The organism is Synechococcus sp. MIT S9504 (genome assembly GCF_047497135.1).
Lineage (GTDB): Bacteria > Cyanobacteriota > Cyanobacteriia > PCC-6307 > Cyanobiaceae > Synechococcus_C.
The window spans coordinates 1,469,130-1,486,599 of sequence record NZ_CP138942.1; the positions used below are offsets into that span (position 1 = coordinate 1,469,130).

The window sequence follows — 17,470 nt, forward strand, 5'->3', positions numbered from 1 at the left end:
CAGCCAGCCTCCTGACCATGGATCATGGCGGGATGGATAGTGACGACATTGCTCTGAGCTGGGTGCTGGCCTCGCGCAGGCCTGAGCAGCTGGCGAAGTTCTATGCGGATCTTCTGGGCAGCATCGCCGAACCGGGGGTGGCCGCCCATCACTGGATTGTTCCTTTGCAGGCGCAGGGAAGTCTCCAGATCTACACACCATCAGGCAAGCGTCCATGGCCTGAGTCTGGCTCCGCGCTGGCGCCATGTCTGCAACGGCGGGCAAAGGCCGACCCCCTGCTGGAGCTGCAGTCCTGGCTTCACCATGTGATTCAACTCGGAGGCAAGAGCACGGAAGAGCCGAGATTGGAAAGCTTCGGCGCGGAATGCTGGCTGGAGGATCCAGAGGGGCAGAGGTTCCTGCTGCTAGTGCTCAGATCTGAATCTGCTGAAACGACGATTGGATGACAGAACCACAGCGGAAGCGGCTGAAGTGTCCTGAGCAGAAGCCTCGGGTTGTTGTTGGTCGTGGCAATCCGAATGCTCGCCTGATGCTGATCGGCGAAGCACCCGGAGCTGAAGAGGATGCCCGTGGTTTGCCGTTCGTGGGTCGCTCAGGACAGCTGCTCAGTGAACTGATGAAGGAAGCAGGCCTGGATGAACAGCGCCAGCTCTACATCTGCAATGTGATCAAGTGCAGGCCACCCAACAACCGCAAGCCCACATCCAAAGAGATCGAGATTTCCAGACCATGGCTGAAGCAACAGATCGATCTGATTGATCCGGCACTTGTGTTGCTTTCAGGAGCAACAGCCCTGCAGGCGGTGCTTGGTACCCGTAGCGGCATCAGCAAGCTGAGGGGCCAGTGGCAGAACCATGAGGGTCGCGACTTCATGCCCGTGTTTCATCCCTCATACCTGTTGCGCTTCCGCTCTCGCGAGGCTGGAACACCCCAGGATCTGACACTGCAGGACCTGCGAGAGGCCCGACACAGACTGCATCTGCTGTCGGGGAGCTGAGCCGTCCAGCCGAACCGAAATCGATGGTCCGTTCAATGTCATAGGCGGCGCGACTGGGACAAACGCAAGTCATTGCGCCGACGTCTATGCCAAGGTTTGGCTCAGAACCCGTCCGATCCATGACCGGCACCTTGACCAGTGCTCCTGAAAGCAGCAGTGAAGTTGCCATCAATCCCCGTTACGACACGGTGATTCGCCGGCGAAGCACGCGAACGGTCATGGTCGGCGAAGTCCCCATCGGCAGTGAGCATCCGGTTGCGGTTCAGTCGATGATCAATGAGGACACCCTCGACATCGAAGGATCCGTGGCAGGCATCCTTCGACTGGTAGATGTCGGCTGCGAGATCGTGCGAGTGACCACGCCCACGCTGGCTCACGCCAAGGCCATGGGCCAGATTCGCGCGGCTTTGCGCGCCCAGGGATGCAATGTTCCGCTTGTGGCAGATGTTCACCACAACGGCATTCGGATTGCTCTGGAAGTGGTCAAGCACGTGGACAAGGTGCGGATCAATCCTGGTCTGTTCGTGTTCGACAAACCGGACCCCAACCGGCAGGACTTCAGTCAGGAGGAATTCGATGCCATCGGAGAGCGCATCAAGGACAAATTCTCACCATTAGTTGAGGCACTGAAGAAGGAGAACAAAGCCCTGCGCATCGGGGTGAATCACGGCTCCCTTGCGGAGCGCATGTTGTTCACCTACGGCGATACCCCCGAGGGAATGGTGGCGTCGGCCATGGAATTTGTGCGGATCTGCGACGACCTTCATTTCCACAACATCGTGATTTCGATGAAGGCGTCCAGAGCCCCAGTGATGCTTGCTGCCTATCGGATGATGGCCGACACGCTCGACAACGCAGGCTTCAATTTCCCCTTGCACCTTGGAGTCACCGAAGCCGGTGATGGGGATTACGGCCGCATCAAGAGCACCGCAGGAATCGCAACTCTGCTGTCCGAGGGGCTTGGAGACACGATCCGAGTTTCGCTGACTGAATCTCCTGAGAAGGAAATCCCCGTCTGCTACTCGATTCTTCAGGCCATTGGCTTACGCAAGACCATGGTCGAATACGTGGCCTGCCCAAGCTGTGGTCGCACTTTGTTTAATCTTGAGGAGGTGCTGAATCAGGTGAGAAACGCAACCTCTCACCTCTCGGGACTGGACATCGCCGTGATGGGATGCATTGTGAACGGTCCAGGTGAGATGGCAGACGCTGACTACGGTTATGTCGGTAAAGGGCCTGGCACCATCGCGCTTTACCGAGGGCGTGAAGAGATCCGCAAAGTACCGGAAGCCGATGGTGTTCAAGCCTTAATTCAGCTGATCAAAGACGACGGACGCTGGGTAGATCCTGCCTGAACTCGTTAATCTAAAGAGACGGGCCTAAAGGACATCAATGACCACTAAAAGTCCTCGATCGCCTTTTTCACAGCACAGAGGTCTGCTGCTGATTCTTGGGGCAGGTGGTTTGACCACAGCCATTGCTGTTGCGGCACCCGGTCTTGGGCTCCCCAGCACCAATTCCTCTTCGATCACCAACAGCCCCAAGGAGGTCATCGACCAGGTCTGGCAGATCGTTTACAGAGATTTTCTGGACTCTTCAGGAAAGTATTCCCCTGAAACGTGGACCAGCTTGAGAAGAGATCTGCTGGCTAAAAGCTATGCAGGCACGGATGAGTCCTATGAAGCGATCCGAGGCATGCTCGCCAGCCTCGACGATCCCTACACACGCTTCCTGGACCCAAAAGAGTTCAAGGAGATGCAGATCGACACCTCCGGAGAGCTCACGGGAGTTGGCATCCAGATCACCCTGGACAAAGACACCAAAGAGATTCTGGTGGTGTCTCCGATTGAAGGAACCCCTGCCTCCAGAGCCGGAGTGCAGCCCAAGGATGTGATCGTCTCGATCGACGGCCAGTCCACGAAAGGAATGACCACGGAGGATGCTGTCAAGTTGATCCGAGGCCAGGAAGGCAGCCAGGTGACCCTCGGACTGCGACGGAAGGGGGAAGTGGTGACGGTGCCTCTCAAGAGAGCACGTATCGAAATTCATGCGGTCGAAAGTCGGCTGAACACAGCAGGCGATGGCAAGAAGGTCGGCTACATCCGACTCAAACAATTCAATGCCAATGCCGCCCGGGAGATGCGAGCCGCTATCCGGGAGCTCGAAAAAGAGGGCGCTCAGGGCTACGTGCTCGATCTGCGCAGTAATCCTGGTGGGCTGCTGGAAGCCAGCATCGACATCGCAAGGCAATGGCTGGATGAAGGCACCATCGTCAGCACCAAGACCAGAGACGGCATTCAGGACGTCCGACGCGCCACCGGCAGTGCACTGACCAACAGTCCGGTTGTGGTGCTGGTGAATGAAGGTTCAGCCAGTGCCAGCGAGATTCTCTCCGGCGCTCTCCAAGACAACAATCGAGCTGTTCTGGTTGGTCAGAAGACTTTTGGCAAGGGTTTGGTGCAGTCCGTCCGCGGCCTTTCGGATGGATCCGGGTTGACGGTCACCATCGCCAAGTACCTCACACCCAAAGGCACCGATATCCACAAGAACGGCATCCGCCCGGATGTGGACGTGAAATTGAGCGATCAGGAGATCGAATCGCTGACCGTCGAGCAGCTTGGCACCGGCAAAGACAGTCAGTACCGAGCTGCTGAAACCACCCTGATCAAAGCGCTGCGCTCACCGCAACGTGGTCAGGCCTATCAACCGGGATCCGCAAACCTGCGTTCCGCCCTTCAGCGGTAGGGAAACAATCCGAATCCTTCACGTTCACTCCGGCTTCCAGTGGGAACTGGGTTCCGACTGACCGGGGCTGTTGCCATTGGGGGCATGGACACAGGGCTTTGCTTAATCCTACGCACCATGCTTCTGCAGCCTCCGGCTGCATTGATGGCACCATCCACAGCAGCCAGCTGAATACGTTGTCCCCACTGCGGTTCCCATCCCCAGACCTGCCCCTGGCGGTCAAGAAGATCAACAGCCTGCGCACGGCTCAACTGTCTCTCTCGCAACAGGCATGTGGCTGTAGCCAATGATGCGAGCTGAAGAGATGAGGTGCGCCCTGCCATGGGTGCTGTGGGGTAACGGGGCATTGGCCTTGAAACGGGCATGACGGGACGCCCCCCGCCGACAGGAAACCCTCCGATGGGAAGCCCCCCCCTCGGAACACCTCCTATCGGAACACCTCCCATCGGAAGAGCGCCCATGGGAACACCGCCCATCGGCATGGAGCCATTGCCACCGAACTGACCGAGCGCAGCCAGCGCCAGTTGCATCAGTATTGAATTCATGATTGATCTCCATACATGTGAGTAAAAAGGCGTGATCGTCGTCGTTCAGACACGCACCTGACTTCCGCAGTAGCGATCGAACAGCTGCAGAACATCGCGGGGAGGGAGCTTGGCGGTGTACCTGGCTTCAAGTTCAGCCAACTGCTGCTGACGGGGATAAACACGGATTGAACGCACTTCCGCCGGATGGCTGCGGGCAAGCGCTGAATACATGGCGCGATGGTGCTGCCGATCGGAAATGGGGCCTCCCGCGCAGCGCTGCATGCGATGGGTCGCCTCATGAGCAAGGGTGTCCCAAACCTGGGCTGGGGACCTGTGCGAGCGACAGACCACAAGGGTGTCGCTGCTTGGGTGATACAAGCCCTGGAGCCCTCGTTGAGAGCAATCTTTCTGAACCACGCGTACACCAGCCCGGGTGAGCTTGTTGCGCAGAACATCTATGGCTTCCCAGGACACAGCCTGCGCCGGAATGGCAGCAAGCAATGGCAGGCAGACCACTGGAAGCCAACAACACCAACATCGAAGCAAAGGTCGGTTCAAAGGCCCTGAACAGCGTGGGACTGTTCCAAGCTCTTATGCGGATACCAAAAAACCATCACCCAAATGGGTGATGGTTATGAGTGAATGTGACTGGCGTAGAAAGAAAGGGACTGATCGGTTCAGGCAACAGGCTGCATCAAGCCGCCACCCGGGCTTGAATCGTCATCGTCATTATTTTGCGAATCGTCCTGCCAAAGGGCATAAACGCCGAGAGCAGCAGCTCCGACAAGGCTCGAAAACAGACCCATAGGACCCACTGCGCTGATCGGATCGATGAATTCGCCCACGTGGTCAATTTATCTCTGCGTAGTGTAACGAACAATTGCGCATTGTGTAAGAACTTTCTCATCTTGGCCCGGCCAGCAAGATCGGCGCCGAGGGTCAAACGCTGAGAACGGCCTCGTTACGTGCGGTTTGCTGCTTTTCACGCTCGTCGGCGGTGAGCCCATCGACACCAGGAATCTGAGCTGCCATCTGCTCAAGCCAGCTCTTGATTTCCTCAAGCTGCTTCTCCATCGGCAACACGCCGAGGCCTCTGGCCATCACCTTGGCAGTCGCACCAGACCCGGCCTGATAGACAAGTCGCCCATGCAGATGCTGCGGCAATCCCTGGCGTAGCAGTCGGAAAGCAGGCTCTTCCATCGGTGTTTCCAAGGCAATGTTCGGCTTCTCTGGACGGATGCGTGAAAAACCGCAGCGCTTGGCCAGAAGCTTCAGGTCCATCAGCTGCAGCAGCGACTGAACCGGACCGGGCAGAGCGCCGTAGCGATCGGTCCAAATCGCTGCAAGCTCAACCAAAGACTCGCTTGTGAGACACTCTGCTGCCGATCGATAAGCCGCCATCTTCTCGTCGGCATCAGTGATCCAGTCAGCGGGAATGAACGCAGTGACCTGCAGATCCACCTGGGTGTCATCAACCGCAGGGATGTCCTGGCCCTGGATCTCGGCCAGGGATTCCTGAAGCATCTCCATGTAGAGATCGAAACCGATGGCTTCCATCTGCCCGCTCTGCTGAACGCCCAACAGATTTCCGACCCCGCGGATCTCCATATCCCGCATCGCCAGCTGGTAACCACTACCCAGCTGAGCAAATTCCTGAATAGCCCTCAGTCGCTGCCGTGCCGCCTCACTGAGAGAAGCGTTACCCGGATAAAACAGCCAGGCGTGGGCCTGAATGCCACTGCGACCAACACGTCCCCTCAACTGATAGAGCTGCGCCAGACCGAATCGATGCGCATCCTCGATCAGGATTGTGTTGACTCTGGGGATATCGAGACCGCTTTCCACGATCGTGGTGCAAAGCATCACATCAGCTTCTCCGCCGTTGAAAGCCACCATGGCGCTCTCCAGCTCGCCCTCGGCCATCTGTCCGTGCGCCACGAGCAGCCGCAGGCCTGGAAGCATCTGACGCAGCTGACCAGCCACCTCTTCAATGCCCTCAACCCTTGGGACCACGTAAAACACCTGCCCACCGCGATCGAGCTCCTGACGGATGGCACTGCGAACCGCCTCTTCATCAATAGAAGCCAGATGGGTCTTGATCGGTCGGCGCAATGGCGGAGGCGTGGTGATCAGACTCATCTCCCGCACTCCCGACAGACTCATGTAGAGCGTGCGTGGAATCGGCGTCGCTGAAAGAGTGAGCACGTCAACGTCTTTGCGCAACGCTTTGATCTTTTCCTTCTGGTTGACACCGAAGCGCTGTTCCTCATCCACCACCAGCAAGCCGAGCTTGTCGAACACCGTGCTCTTGCTGAGCAGCTGATGGGTTCCCACAACCGCGTCGATAGTGCCTTTCTTGAGACCTTCAAGAATCGATTTGCGCTCGCTGGTGGTCCGGAAACGATTGAGCAGAGCCACTTTGATCGGATAGGGAGCAAAACGCTCCGAGAGTGTGCGCCAGTGCTGCTGAGCAAGCACTGTTGTGGGAGCCAACATCGCCACCTGCCTCCCCGCCGTGATCGCCTTGAAAATGGCTCGAATCGCCACCTCGGTTTTACCGAAACCCACATCACCGCAAACCAGACGATCCATCGGTTGAGATTTCTCCATATCCCGCTTCACATCAGCTGTGGCCTTGAGCTGATCCGGGGTCGGTTCGTAGGGGAATGACTCCTCCAGCTCGTTCTGCCAGGGGCCATCAACAGGAAACGCAAACCCAGGCGCCTGATGTCGCTCGGCATAAAGCTTCACCAGGTCGAGCGCCACCTTGCGCAAGGCCTTTCCAGCACGCTCCTTGGCCTTGACCCAAGCCGATCCCCCCATTTTGCTGAGCTGGGGTGGAGCATCACTGTTGGCGCGATAACGACCGAGGCTGCCCAGCTGGTCCGCCGCCACCCGCAGGATGCCGTCGGCGTACTGCACCACCAGGTAGTCACGCACCTCACCACTGATCGCCAGCTTCTCCAGCTTCTGGAAACGACCGATACCGTGATTACGATGCACCACGAAATCCCCGGGCTGCATCTTGTTGGGATCCACCGTGCGGCTGGCCGCCTTGCGGCGGCGGCGCACATAGCCAGTGCTGGTAAGCGTCTGCTGTCCGAAAAACTCGCGGTCCGTGATGAGCACGACCCGCCAGGCAGGCAACTGCAAACCCTCGAGATCCGCGGTACCACGCGTTTTCAAAGCAACAGGTGTTCCCTGTTCGATCAGACGCTCAATCGCTGGAGCGTCGGCGGCATTGGGAACGAAGCGACTGATGCAGTCGTGCTCTTCCAGCAGCGCAACAGCTCGGCTGGGCTGGGCCGACAGCAACCAGACCGCCTGTTTCTCCTTGCCGTAGCTCTTGATCAGTTCACCAAGCTTTCCGAACTGGTTGGGATAGGCCGGCACAGGCCGGCTGTTGAGATCAAAGGCGTTGGCATGGTCATCGCTTTCTTGCAGCTCGGCCAGATCAAACCCGGTGAAAGCTTCGGCCAGACCCATCGCCTCCTCAATGTCGCGATGCAGGGGCGGCAACGGTAGTGCCAGCTCGTCGTAATGCTCCCTGGCATGGTCGAGCCACTGGTCTCCATGGGAGCGGCCATGGCGTCGCTCATCGATCGCCACGCAGCTATCGGCCGGGAGATAGTCGAGCAGTGAGGCGGGCTGCTTCCAGGCCAGACCAAGCAGACGGCGCATTCCCTCGGGCGTGCCTCCCTCCAGTAATTCAGAAAGACAGTCCTCACTGAGAAGCTGATCAAGGCCATCGGGCATGGCATCGCGCAGCTGTTCAGCGATCAAGGGACTGAATCCTGTCGGCGTCAGCCTCAGGCTCTCGATCGGATCGAGGGAACGCTGGCTGGCGGGATCGAATTCACGCAGCTTGTCGAGCTCATCGCCAAAGAACTCCAGACGCACCGGCAGCTCACTGCTGACAGGAAAAACATCAACGATGTCGCCACGGCGGCTCCAGGTGCCTTCCTGATCGATGGTTGAAACACGCTCATAACCAAGCTGGGCCAGGCTGGTGGCTAACGCCTCCAGATCAATGCTGTCGCCCTTGTGCAGGGTTTGACATCGATCAGACAAGGCCTGCGGCGGTGGCAGATGCGGCTGAAGACAGCGCTCCGTGGCCACAATCGCCAGATCACGGTTCTGCTGATCCAGCTGCAATTCACTGAGCACCTGCAACTGCCCCCAGGTGATTTCACTGGTGGGATCAAACGGTTCATAGGGCGAACCTTCACTGGTGGGATAGAGCTGGGCACTGCGCCAGCCCATCAGCTCCAGAAGTGCCGTCCAGCGACCCGCCTCCTCGAGGGTCGGCACGACCACAAGCAGAGGCCGATCCTGTTGACGCGCCAGTGCGCTGGCAACAAGAGCCCTGGCTCCTCGACCACCTCCGCGGAGCAAGAGCCGGTCGGGGCGATCGATGCGTTCGCCCAGCTCACTGGTCAGCGCTGAGCACTGCAACAGGCGCACCAGGGAGCTGAGAGGCATGGCAGGACCACCGACGGCAACGGTTGAGTCTGTCAAGCATGAGTACCTGACTGCAAGGCGATAGCGACTGGTCTTTGCCTTGGACTAACCGTTTCTGGGCCTGTTCTGGACCCGGCAAAGTCTCCAGACATCGCAAAGGCAGAACAGACTGAGAGCAAAGACAGAGCATTAATCAATCATCAGCCAAAGCCCCCAGAACTTGCTTCATCGACTTATCAGAGAGCTTGTTCCCTATGAATAACCAACAAAAACGCCGCGCATTTTACACAATTAATAGATATACAAAATAAAAACAGGCAACAGCTGCTTTTCCAGGTAGTCTTAAAAATTAGCGACCATCGATCTCATGAAAAATGGTTTAAAATGGGGGATTAGCTCTGTATTTGCAATTGCCTCATTTACGATTTTGTCAAAATACCTTCTTCAATACTTTTCTGTTGGATGGCTGCTGCTTGCATCAGGACTCGGAATAATATTATTACTAGAAAAGGCAAAAAAGAATTGGAACGTTTACAAAGGGTGGAGCAAGAAGGAGTGGAAATTAGTCTTCGCTCTAGCCATGCTTAGCGGCGCATTCAATATTTGTTTTTTTCTTGGCTTGAATTTTTTACCAGCATCAATCATGACGATGCTTCTTGGCTTGTCACCGCTATTACTGATACTTAGAACCTGCCAGATCGAAAAGAGAAAACCCATGGCACTAGAGGCAGCCTCTGGATTAAGTGCCATAACGGGAGCTTACTTAATGCTTGGAATCAGATTTCAATCATATTCGCTCATAGGCATAGCCTGCGGCATTGGCGCATTGGTTTTTCTCACGAATGCAGATATTCTACAGGGAAGGATGCGCGAGAAAATCAACGCAAGCGAAGCAGTTTTCACCAAGCAATCAAGCAAAATATTATTTGGTTTTATTGCAATATTGATATGGTCAAAGGCACCAGCTTTCGCACCTTCTTCAACAGCCATTTCATGGATCCTTCTTATTATGATTGGAGGTCTAAATATGTTGGGAAGCTTTACGGTCTCCAAGACAGCATTCGCATTACCACCCTTACCCTTTGTGAATATTCTATTATTAAATCTTCCCATTGTCGCGATCTTTGATATCTGGCTTTTCAACGATTATCTCCGTCCCGTTCAATGGGCAGGAGTCTCTATGATGGCAACTTCAGCTATTCTTGGAATCTACTCAGGAGAGGAGAGGCTTGAGGCCATTTAAATAAGATCAATATTTTTAAAATCAGCCAAAAATCGATTTAACAGTTACAAATCAATCTGGCAATAAATTACAGTAACAATCTGATGCGCATCACCACGCGCTCTTCGGCCATGCCACGATTCCGCTGCCCTGATTGCTGTTGTGGTCCAGCGGTCGTGCTGCGCCCGCCCAAAGGGGCCCTGCCAGTCTGCCCCCGTTGCGGCACCGTGATGGAACGGCAGCCACTGGTCAAGCCCATTCCTCTGGCTGTTTTTCTGGCCGTGAGCTCAGCCCTTTTGGGACTCTCCATACCAGCGCTTCTGGGACCGCCACCTCCACCAAGACCTCCGACATCGGAGAACCTCGCTTAGGTCATCCCTTCTGACCTGAACGCATCAAGATCAACCGCCACGATGGACAAGTAGAGTATGAACCGATCGAGACGACTGGAACGCAGATTTGAAGGGCTGATCTGGAAGTTCCGGCTGGTCACACTGATTCCTGTGCTGATGAGTCTGCTTGGGAGCATCAGCTGTTTTGTCATCGGGACCTACGCAGAGATCAGCGTTCTACAAAAAGTCTTTCGAGGTGAATTCACCCATGACAACAGCACGCTGCTGATCGGAAAGGTGGTGGGAGGCATCGACTACTACCTGATCGGCATTGCCCTGCTGATCTTCGGCTACGGCATCTACGAGCTGGTGATCTCCGACATCGACCCGAGACAGAACGATGCATCGACTTCAAGACGCAACCTGCTCAACATCCAAGATCTCGATGGGCTGAAACAGAAGCTCACCAAGGTGATCATCGTTGCCCTGATCGTGACGGCGTTCAAGGTGATGGTGAGCTTTGAGGTGACCTCAATCACCGAACTGATTCAGTACTGCGCAGGTGTGCTGATGTTGGCGTTCAGTTCCTATCTGATCGGGCGCACCGGCAAACACTGATGCCATGCCCATGCATCCCCCCTGAGGACGAATCCTTTCATCCACAGGAGTGAGGTGAGCCAACCAGGACTCAGCAGACCTTGAAAGGGTTCCTGCTTGATGTCGACCATGACGACCAGCACACAACCGGCGGCAATTCAACGACGGCTTGAACGTCAACGACGCCATGAACGCCGCCGCCCAATCCCTGCTCACATCCTGCAGCGGAATGACGCTGTGCTGATGCACCTGGGACTGGCACATCTCGGTGCCAACCGACTGCTGCACAACGGATCTGGCGAACGCGACGATCTAATACAGGAAGGTCGCTATGGGCTGATTCGCGCTCTTGAACATTTTGATGCTGGTCGCGGCCACCGCATCAGCAGCTACGCGATGCCGAGGATCACAGGCCAGATCAGGCATTACCGCAGAGACAGACTGCAGACCTTGCGAATCCCCTGGCGACTGGGTGATCTGCATGCCCGTGGGATGAAAGTGCAGGAGCAACGACTGCATGTGGGGCTGCCGGAGCTCAGCGATGAGGACCTCGCACAACAACTCGGAGTCACAACAGATCGCTGGCGAAAGGCCTGCATGGCACACCGGGATCGTCGGGTCCAGTCACTGCATGGCCAGTGCAGCAACAGCAATGGATCTTCTGAACAGGAGGCTGGAATTGAGTGTCTTCAAGATCACGGACGCCAGAAGGCTGATCCACAGCACGAATGGCTGATCCAAATGCTCAACTGCATGGAGCCGAACCATTGCCGTTGGCTCAGTGCTTTCTGGATCGACAGACTGTCCCTTTCAGAGATTGCACGCCGCGAATGCATTGACAAGCAAATCTTGCGTACAACACTGCACGGAATACTCAAAACCCTGCGTGTCGAAGCGCGTAGGAATTTCAGCTAGACAAACACAGAAGCCACGCAGCAACCATGGCGAGACCTGCCGCCCAGGCGGTCTGCAGGCCATTGACCAGCTCATTGGTCAGCCAGGGCCAACGGTCCTGGCCCAGAGCTCCAAGCAGACTTTCGAGGAGTGTGGCGATGAAACCAACCGCCAGCACAACGGCAAAAGCAGTGCCTGACTGAATCAAACCGAGTACAGCCATCACGATCGTCATCAGCAGGCTGCCAACAGCACTGGCCAGGGTGCCTTCCACACTCACAGCACCTTCCGTACCGGCAGGCACTGGCCTGAGAGTGGTGATCAACAGAGTGGTTCGTCCCCAGCGCTTGCCGATCTCACTTCCGAAGGTGTCGGCCAGCTTTGCCGCGAAACTCGCGGCAAAGCCGATCAGCAACAACGTCGGCGAGCCGATGCGAGCAGCGACCAGTAAGGCCAGCACCAGACCGGTGAAGGCCGATCCCCAGACATTTTCCGGACCGCGACGACCGCCGCGCCCCTCGGCAAGACCCAGCTCCTCTTTCCTGGCAAAACCCAGCTTGGTCACCAGTGATCCCAGCACCAGGTAAGCCACTACCGCCAGCCAACCGCGCCAGGCCAGCGAGCCCCAGAGCACCGTGCCGAGGATGCCTGCATGACACCAACCGGCCCGAGTGAGCAGTGGAAAGCGCTGCGCCTGACTGATCAAGACTGCATTGAGCAAAAGCGCAGTGAGCCACAGCGCAGCGGTTTGAGACGGCAGCTCAAAAGGCGTGGAAAACATCGGGCTGTGTTGCACTGCCCTAAGCATCAACGCTGAAGGGAGCTCCGGCACGGATAATCACCTTGACGATTTTCCCGCTGAGGCATGGTGCTGAACAGAAAGGGTTTCTTCCTTGAGCTGGGAGACCATCAGGCGAAAGCACCAGAGACCAAGGCTGAAGCCAAGCAGGACAAGGCTGAGAGCGCTCCTGAGTCATCACAGCCCGCAGCGGCTCCTGCTCCAGTCGAAGAGGTCGCTCCAGCTCCTGTTGCCGTTGCTGCTGAAAGCAAAACCGACACCAGAGCAGAGAGCGCCGAGGTCGAGGCCAAGGAGAAGCTATCCCTGACCACTGCTGATGCCATTGCAGCTGAACTGGCTGCAGCAGACTCCGCAAGACCAGAGGTTGAACTCGTCACTTTCGCCCCAGATGCACTTCAACCGGGCAATTCCATTCGTCCGGGCAAGCGTCGTCCCGGCAACAACCTGGCTGGATTCCGCAGCATGGCGACCGACCTGTTCAAAGGCTGAACTCGTACAAACGCTGCACTGGCCTGCCCATCACTGTCAGGCACGATCCTGATCTGATCGATTGATGCGTGATGCCGTTGCTGCCTCGAGTCAACGAGCAAAGCCAAGCCGCAGTTTCTACCCCGACCAACATGAACCGCCCACCGTCACCTCTTCGGTTCTTGAAGAGCCGTCTCGGTCAGCTGATCAGACAGTGGGGCTCAGGACAAGCCCAGAGTTCAGGACAATTTCAGCCTGGTCTGAACCGTTCAGTTCAGGGACCAACCTCCTCCCAGATCGCTTTAATGCAGCGCATGGGCGTGAAAGGGCGACCGTTCATGGATGCGTGTAAACGCAGGAGCCTCAGCACCTGAATGTTCGCCAGTTGCTCAGGCTGCTCACCCCAGCCACAGCAGCTGTGGAGCTGCGCAGGATGGTGTCACCCAAGGACACGGAGATCCAGCCGGCCGCTCGCGCTGCGGCAAGCTCCTGATCACTCCATCCCCCCTCGGGTCCGATCGACAGCCAGATGGATCGTTCAACTGAGGCCTGAGATGCAAGTAGTGCAGACAGCGGAGGGCTCTCCACCTCGCGAGTGACCGCAATCAGGCGCAGGTCGTGCTGGCTCGGTGTTTGCCACCACGCTGCTGCGGAACACAGTGCGGGCAGCTCAGGAGCCCAGAGCCGCTCGCACTGTTCAACGGCTTCCTGCAGGATCGAGCTCCAGCGCTCCGGACGATGCTCAGCCTGAGGAACGGAACGTTGACAATCAAGCGGCTGCAGTCGATCCACACCCAGCTCACAAGCCATCCGCATCACGTCATCCATGCCTCGACGGATCAGAGCAATGGCCAGACCCAGTTTCGGCAGTGGAGAGATCACGCTCTGACTGGGCTCCTCGATCTCAGTACATAACTCGAGTTGTTGTCCGTCGCGAAGACGGGCCATCCAGAGATGACCACGACCATCAATGACGTCCACCTCAGCACCCTGCTTCAGACGCAGAACCTTGCGCAGGTAACGCGATTCATGCTCCTCCAGCACAAAACAACGATGCTCATCGGCACACTGCAACCTGCGGCAGTCGATCAGCAGGCGTCGTCGTTCCGCCACAACAACGATCAACCTATACCCGGAAAAACACTGTCGGGATGGTCCTCCACCGGCCAGTCGTCATTCACTCCACCGATCAGCAGTTCCTCGAGCTGCACCACGTCAGAATCAAGCTGACGCAGGGCATTGATCAGAACATCCAGGGCAATCCCATCACTGGTGCCCAGATCAATCCAGCAACGGGCCCAGTCCTGCTGATACTCCATCTGGCCCATGTTGTGCATCAGGGCCGGCATCACACCCGTGGCTTCCTCGGCTTCATAGCTCATCCAGCTGAGCTCATCGCCTTCTTCGTGCACCTGCAGGTTCTCGGCATTGAAACCTCCGAGCCGTCCCAGGACATACCAACTGTCAAAGATGCCATCCACATAATTCCTTTCTCCCTGACTGGGGATTTCGCTGAATCGCAACCAGACCCAGCAATTGAAAGGATCAACCTCTCGGAAGCGAACGCGCATGACCCACCGCTGACCCCGTCATCATCGCCGCCGAAGCGATCATCGACCATGCTGAAGAGCCAAGGCAGCCCGCAGCGGGGCATTCGAGCGGAATGCTGGAACTCACGGATGTCAACTACAGACCTGCAACAGCAGAGCAGTTGGTCTTGAACAGCATCCAGCTGAAGGCCGATCCAGGGCGACCTCTTCTGATTTCCGGCGACAGCGGCAGTGGAAAGACCAGCCTTCTGGAGGTGATCAGCGGGATGGCAGGTGCTGACACCGGCAGCATCAGCTGGAAAGGACAGCCACTGAATCAGCGTCAACGACGCTGGCTTTGCGGAGTGGTGTTTCAGTTTCCTGAACGACACTTTCTGGGCCTGAGCGTTAATCAGGAACTGAAGCTGGGCCACCGGCGGCTGAACAGTGAGGAGATGATTTCCGCACTTCGCAAGGTCGGACTCAGCGGAGTGGATGGACGTCAGGCTCCGGAGCGACTCAGCGGCGGACAGCAGCGGCGACTGGCCCTGGCTGTGCAGCTGCTGCGCAAGCCTGATGTGCTGCTGCTCGATGAGCCCACCGCCGGACTCGACTGGTCAGTGCGTACCGAAGTGCTCGAACTGCTTGACCGTTTGAGCCACGACCGTTTGTTGATCGTGGTGACTCACGAGCCGGAACTGTTCCAGGACTGGAGCTGCGAGCATCTGCGCCTGCGTGATGGTCGACTGCACGCTCTGTCACCATGACGCCTGGATTGTTGAAGAGCCATGGCTGATCGGCTGGTCCGCGCCACCGCAGCAGGCGGGGGAATCAGGCTTGTGGCGGTAACCACCGGCGAAACCTCTCGTGTCGCCCAATCACGGCATGGGCTCTCCTACCTCACCACCGTGATGCTCGGCAGAGCCATGGGGGCGGGTCTGCTGTTAGCCAGTTCCATGAAGGTGCGTCACGGTCGCGTCAACCTGAGACTGGGCTCAGACGGACCTCTCAAAGGTCTGACAGTGGATGCCGGCCGTGACGGCAGCGTGCGGGGCTTTGTCGGCAACCCCTCGCTTGAACTCGACCCGATACGCGATACCGAAGGACGAGCGAGTTTCGACTTCAGTTCGGCGGCGGGAACGGGTTATCTGCATGTGGTGCGCGACGACGGCAAAGGCGAACCCTTCAGCAGCACAGTGGAACTGGTAAGCGGAGGCATCGGAGACGATGTTGCCTCCTATCTGCTCCACTCCGAACAGACACCCTCAGCGGTATTCGTGGGCGAAATGATCAATAGTGAAGGCTTGCAAAGCAGCGGAGGGCTTCTGGTTCAGGTGCTGCCCAAGGCAGCAGAAGAACCAGCTCTGGTGGCTCTGCTCGAAGAAAGGTGCCGCGAGATCGAACATTTCAGCCAGAAGCTGCACAGCTGCGGCGACCATCCGGAACAGTTGCTTCGGGATGTGTTCCCGGATCTGGATCCTCAGCCCATCCCAAGCAGCGAACCGATGCAGGCGGTGCAGTTCCTTTGTCCTTGCAGCCGTCAACGCAGCCTGGGCGCACTCACATTGCTAGGCAGCAAGGAATTGCATTCCATGCTGAAGGAAGACAAAGGAGCAGAGCTCACCTGTCATTTCTGCAGTGAGGTTTATCGATTCAATGAATCAGAGCTGCAAAGCCTGATTGAGGACATGACCCAATCAGGCGAGGAGAAGAGCACCGGCAAGCAATAAAAGCAAGGTGGGCAGTGCCTGCCATTGCTCCACACCCAGTGGCAGAGCGGTCTGAGCTGTGACAGCACTGAGCAATGCCCCCAGCGCCAGGCCCACAATCAGAAGCAAAAGGGTCCAGCCAAGAGAGCCCAAGGGCCGCCTGCCTCGTTTGACCTGACTGATGAACACAGCAATCGTGGACAAGGCCAGAAGCAGATCAACGGTTTGCGGAGCCAGCAGCAGCAGCAACAAGGCCAAAGCTCCCGCAATGGAGCGCACGAGCAAACCCTGTCCCTGCACCAATTGAAAATCGGGCATAAAACCGGCGCCACTGAGCGAGGGCGCCGGCAATGACATTCCGCGCAGACGAGTTAACAAAGCGGCGGGACCATTGCCACTGCTGGGCACTCCGGCGGAAACCTGCTGGCGCTCGATTTGTGAAGCAGAGGCGGCTGCTGAACTCAGACGACCTGACTGACGGTCACGAAGACGTGCCATCAACACAGCGTCGTAGGCAGCCTCAACACGCGCGCGCGCGACTGCATCATCGCCGCAGGATGCAACAACCCGATCTCTGGCTTTCTGAACGTCGTCAAATCCAGCGCCAGGATTGACGCCGAGCAAGGAGTAGGGATCTTTCGGATCCGAATCCGAGCTTGGATCCAGCCCTGCAGCCATTGATATACGGAAATCTATTTAGAGATTATCGAGAGACCTGCCCAAGCGAGCACAAACCCTGAATTTGGAAGCGACTCAGAACAGAGGCGGACCGTGACGGAATCCGTGCTGACGCTCAAAACGGTGTCGAAAACTGGGCACATCGGCGTTGAGCAGGAACTGACGGTGCTTGATCAAAGGCATTTGGGGAGGCAAGTGATATCCCTCGAGAACCTCAACGTGATCCTGATGATCGCGAAAACAGACGTAATCGGTACCGCCGTCGTCGCAGGGACGATGCAGCCAGAGGGTGTCCACAGCAGACCGATTCAGGGGCAACATTCTGGCGATGGAATTGCTTCTCCGTGACTGAAAAACGGTCATGAGTGAATCTCAACCTTTCAACAAGGATTGGGACTGCAGCCAGGAACGATTCGAATCAGATCTCGCAACAGACCTCAGGCCACAGAGCAGGCAGCATCCTGCAGACCAACTCAGAGACCACTGAGAGCACCGAGAAAGAGCCTAAAAAT

General features: G+C 57.0%; 20 protein-coding genes. 11 read left to right on the forward strand and 9 right to left on the reverse strand.

What is annotated here, in order from left to right; translation table 11 throughout:
* Positions 1-32 precede the first annotated feature (32 nt).
* The 4 genes from SIB58_RS08435 (at position 33) to SIB58_RS08450 (ending at position 3,742) form a co-directional block, all read left to right on the forward strand.
* Positions 33-446: a VOC family protein gene (locus tag SIB58_RS08435; protein WP_066905594.1), complete on the forward strand. Its 414-nt coding sequence runs from the start codon at positions 33-35 to the stop codon at positions 444-446.
* Positions 443-997 (forward strand): uracil-DNA glycosylase, encoded by a 555-nt coding sequence (locus SIB58_RS08440; RefSeq protein WP_066905318.1) that lies wholly within the window; start codon positions 443-445, stop codon positions 995-997. Before SIB58_RS08435 ends, SIB58_RS08440 begins: the two co-directional genes overlap by 4 nt.
* A gap of 119 nt (positions 998-1,116) precedes the next feature.
* Complete coding sequence (gene ispG / locus SIB58_RS08445; RefSeq protein ID WP_067325342.1) at positions 1,117-2,352, forward strand: (E)-4-hydroxy-3-methylbut-2-enyl-diphosphate synthase; 1,236 nt, start codon at positions 1,117-1,119, stop codon at positions 2,350-2,352.
* A 37-nt stretch (positions 2,353-2,389) separates the two neighbouring features.
* Positions 2,390-3,742: a S41 family peptidase gene (locus SIB58_RS08450; RefSeq protein WP_066905314.1), complete on the forward strand. Its 1,353-nt coding sequence runs from the start codon at positions 2,390-2,392 to the stop codon at positions 3,740-3,742.
* On the opposite strand, the gene SIB58_RS08455 is transcribed toward SIB58_RS08450, so the two are convergent.
* The 4 genes from SIB58_RS08455 to mfd all read right to left on the reverse strand — a co-directional run bounded on the left by SIB58_RS08455 (position 3,733) and on the right by mfd (position 8,751).
* Positions 3,733-4,287: a hypothetical protein gene (locus SIB58_RS08455; RefSeq protein WP_066905312.1), complete on the reverse strand. Its 555-nt coding sequence runs from the start codon at positions 4,285-4,287 to the stop codon at positions 3,733-3,735. The two genes, SIB58_RS08450 and SIB58_RS08455, sit on opposite strands and share 10 nt — an antisense overlap.
* Positions 4,288-4,332: 45 nt before the next feature.
* A complete protein-coding gene (locus tag SIB58_RS08460) occupies positions 4,333-4,785 on the reverse strand; it encodes a hypothetical protein (protein ID WP_231856970.1) in 453 nt (150 codons plus the stop codon).
* Between the two features lie 161 nt (positions 4,786-4,946).
* A complete protein-coding gene (locus SIB58_RS08465) occupies positions 4,947-5,114 on the reverse strand; it encodes a hypothetical protein (RefSeq protein ID WP_197461073.1) in 168 nt (55 codons plus the stop codon).
* A gap of 94 nt (positions 5,115-5,208) precedes the next feature.
* The gene (gene mfd, locus SIB58_RS08470; protein ID WP_066905309.1) at positions 5,209-8,751 is read right to left on the reverse strand and encodes a transcription-repair coupling factor; all 3,543 of its coding nucleotides are present in this window, start codon (positions 8,749-8,751) and stop codon (positions 5,209-5,211) included.
* Positions 8,752-9,097: 346 nt separating this feature from the next.
* Here mfd and SIB58_RS08475 point away from each other — a divergent pair, with 346 nt between their 5' ends.
* The 4 genes from SIB58_RS08475 (at position 9,098) to SIB58_RS08490 (ending at position 11,796) form a co-directional block, all read left to right on the forward strand.
* A complete protein-coding gene (locus SIB58_RS08475) occupies positions 9,098-9,973 on the forward strand; it encodes an EamA family transporter (RefSeq protein ID WP_067325339.1) in 876 nt (291 codons plus the stop codon).
* A gap of 83 nt (positions 9,974-10,056) precedes the next feature.
* A complete protein-coding gene (locus SIB58_RS08480) occupies positions 10,057-10,323 on the forward strand; it encodes a hypothetical protein (protein WP_231856969.1) in 267 nt (88 codons plus the stop codon).
* Between the two features lie 57 nt (positions 10,324-10,380).
* Entirely contained in the window at positions 10,381-10,902 is a 522-nt protein-coding gene (locus SIB58_RS08485) for a YqhA family protein (protein ID WP_066905305.1), read from the forward strand.
* Positions 10,903-11,010: 108 nt separating this feature from the next.
* Positions 11,011-11,796 carry a sigma-70 family RNA polymerase sigma factor gene (locus tag SIB58_RS08490; RefSeq protein ID WP_197461072.1) on the forward strand — a complete coding sequence of 262 codons (786 nt, stop codon included), beginning with the start codon at positions 11,011-11,013 and terminating at the stop codon, positions 11,794-11,796.
* Here SIB58_RS08490 and SIB58_RS08495 read toward each other — a convergent pair.
* Positions 11,789-12,556 (reverse strand): DUF92 domain-containing protein, encoded by a 768-nt coding sequence (locus SIB58_RS08495; protein WP_067325336.1) that lies wholly within the window; start codon positions 12,554-12,556, stop codon positions 11,789-11,791. The two genes, SIB58_RS08490 and SIB58_RS08495, sit on opposite strands and share 8 nt — an antisense overlap.
* Positions 12,557-12,640: 84 nt before the next feature.
* Between SIB58_RS08495 and SIB58_RS08500 the strand changes: the two genes are divergently transcribed.
* Complete coding sequence (locus SIB58_RS08500; protein ID WP_066905300.1) at positions 12,641-13,063, forward strand: hypothetical protein; 423 nt, start codon at positions 12,641-12,643, stop codon at positions 13,061-13,063.
* Positions 13,064-13,405: 342 nt separating this feature from the next.
* Here SIB58_RS08500 and SIB58_RS08505 read toward each other — a convergent pair whose 3' ends face one another.
* Together SIB58_RS08505 and SIB58_RS08510 are read right to left on the reverse strand one after the other, a co-directional pair.
* The gene (locus SIB58_RS08505; RefSeq protein ID WP_414494839.1) at positions 13,406-14,167 is read right to left on the reverse strand and encodes a 16S rRNA (uracil(1498)-N(3))-methyltransferase; all 762 of its coding nucleotides are present in this window, start codon (positions 14,165-14,167) and stop codon (positions 13,406-13,408) included.
* Complete coding sequence (locus tag SIB58_RS08510) at positions 14,164-14,613, reverse strand: DUF3531 family protein (RefSeq protein WP_066905297.1); 450 nt, start codon at positions 14,611-14,613, stop codon at positions 14,164-14,166. The genes SIB58_RS08505 and SIB58_RS08510 overlap by 4 nt, the downstream gene beginning before the upstream one ends.
* A 92-nt stretch (positions 14,614-14,705) precedes the next feature.
* On the opposite strand from SIB58_RS08510, the gene SIB58_RS08515 reads away from it, so the two are divergent.
* Together SIB58_RS08515 and hslO are read left to right on the forward strand one after the other, a co-directional pair.
* Positions 14,706-15,338, forward strand: a complete 633-nt coding sequence (locus SIB58_RS08515) for an ABC transporter ATP-binding protein (protein ID WP_066905295.1) — start codon at positions 14,706-14,708, stop codon at positions 15,336-15,338.
* Between the two features lie 21 nt (positions 15,339-15,359).
* Positions 15,360-16,301, forward strand: a complete 942-nt coding sequence (hslO, locus tag SIB58_RS08520) for an Hsp33 family molecular chaperone HslO (protein WP_067325327.1) — start codon at positions 15,360-15,362, stop codon at positions 16,299-16,301.
* On the opposite strand, the gene SIB58_RS08525 is transcribed toward hslO, so the two are convergent.
* Together SIB58_RS08525 and SIB58_RS08530 are read right to left on the reverse strand one after the other, a co-directional pair.
* Entirely contained in the window at positions 16,269-16,958 is a 690-nt protein-coding gene (locus SIB58_RS08525) for a CPP1-like family protein (RefSeq protein WP_066905291.1), read from the reverse strand. The genes hslO and SIB58_RS08525 overlap by 33 nt on opposite strands.
* A gap of 75 nt (positions 16,959-17,033) precedes the next feature.
* Positions 17,034-17,279 carry a hypothetical protein gene (locus tag SIB58_RS08530; RefSeq protein ID WP_197461085.1) on the reverse strand — a complete coding sequence of 82 codons (246 nt, stop codon included), beginning with the start codon at positions 17,277-17,279 and terminating at the stop codon, positions 17,034-17,036.
* Between the last annotated feature and the right edge of the window lie 191 nt (positions 17,280-17,470).

Bases quoted from the DNA above. Each gene is read 5' to 3' on its own strand.
- SIB58_RS08435 (WP_066905594.1), top strand. From the start codon at position 33: ATGGATAGTGACGACATTGCTCTGAGCTGGGTGCTGGCCTCGCGCAGG.
- SIB58_RS08440 (WP_066905318.1), top strand. From the start codon at position 443: ATGACAGAACCACAGCGGAAGCGGCTGAAGTGTCCTGAGCAGAAGCCT.
- ispG (WP_067325342.1), top strand. From the start codon at position 1,117: ATGACCGGCACCTTGACCAGTGCTCCTGAAAGCAGCAGTGAAGTTGCC.
- SIB58_RS08450 (WP_066905314.1), top strand. From the start codon at position 2,390: ATGACCACTAAAAGTCCTCGATCGCCTTTTTCACAGCACAGAGGTCTG.
- SIB58_RS08455 (WP_066905312.1), bottom strand. From the start codon at position 4,287: ATGAATTCAATACTGATGCAACTGGCGCTGGCTGCGCTCGGTCAGTTC.
- mfd (WP_066905309.1), bottom strand. From the start codon at position 8,751: ATGCCTCTCAGCTCCCTGGTGCGCCTGTTGCAGTGCTCAGCGCTGACC.
- SIB58_RS08475 (WP_067325339.1), top strand. From the start codon at position 9,098: ATGAAAAATGGTTTAAAATGGGGGATTAGCTCTGTATTTGCAATTGCC.
- SIB58_RS08480 (WP_231856969.1), top strand. From the start codon at position 10,057: ATGCGCATCACCACGCGCTCTTCGGCCATGCCACGATTCCGCTGCCCT.
- SIB58_RS08485 (WP_066905305.1), top strand. From the start codon at position 10,381: ATGAACCGATCGAGACGACTGGAACGCAGATTTGAAGGGCTGATCTGG.
- SIB58_RS08490 (WP_197461072.1), top strand. From the start codon at position 11,011: ATGACGACCAGCACACAACCGGCGGCAATTCAACGACGGCTTGAACGT.
- SIB58_RS08495 (WP_067325336.1), bottom strand. From the start codon at position 12,556: ATGTTTTCCACGCCTTTTGAGCTGCCGTCTCAAACCGCTGCGCTGTGG.
- SIB58_RS08500 (WP_066905300.1), top strand. From the start codon at position 12,641: ATGGTGCTGAACAGAAAGGGTTTCTTCCTTGAGCTGGGAGACCATCAG.
- SIB58_RS08510 (WP_066905297.1), bottom strand. From the start codon at position 14,613: ATGCGCGTTCGCTTCCGAGAGGTTGATCCTTTCAATTGCTGGGTCTGG.
- SIB58_RS08515 (WP_066905295.1), top strand. From the start codon at position 14,706: ATGCTGGAACTCACGGATGTCAACTACAGACCTGCAACAGCAGAGCAG.
- hslO (WP_067325327.1), top strand. From the start codon at position 15,360: ATGGCTGATCGGCTGGTCCGCGCCACCGCAGCAGGCGGGGGAATCAGG.
- SIB58_RS08525 (WP_066905291.1), bottom strand. From the start codon at position 16,958: ATGGCTGCAGGGCTGGATCCAAGCTCGGATTCGGATCCGAAAGATCCC.
- SIB58_RS08530 (WP_197461085.1), bottom strand. From the start codon at position 17,279: ATGTTGCCCCTGAATCGGTCTGCTGTGGACACCCTCTGGCTGCATCGT.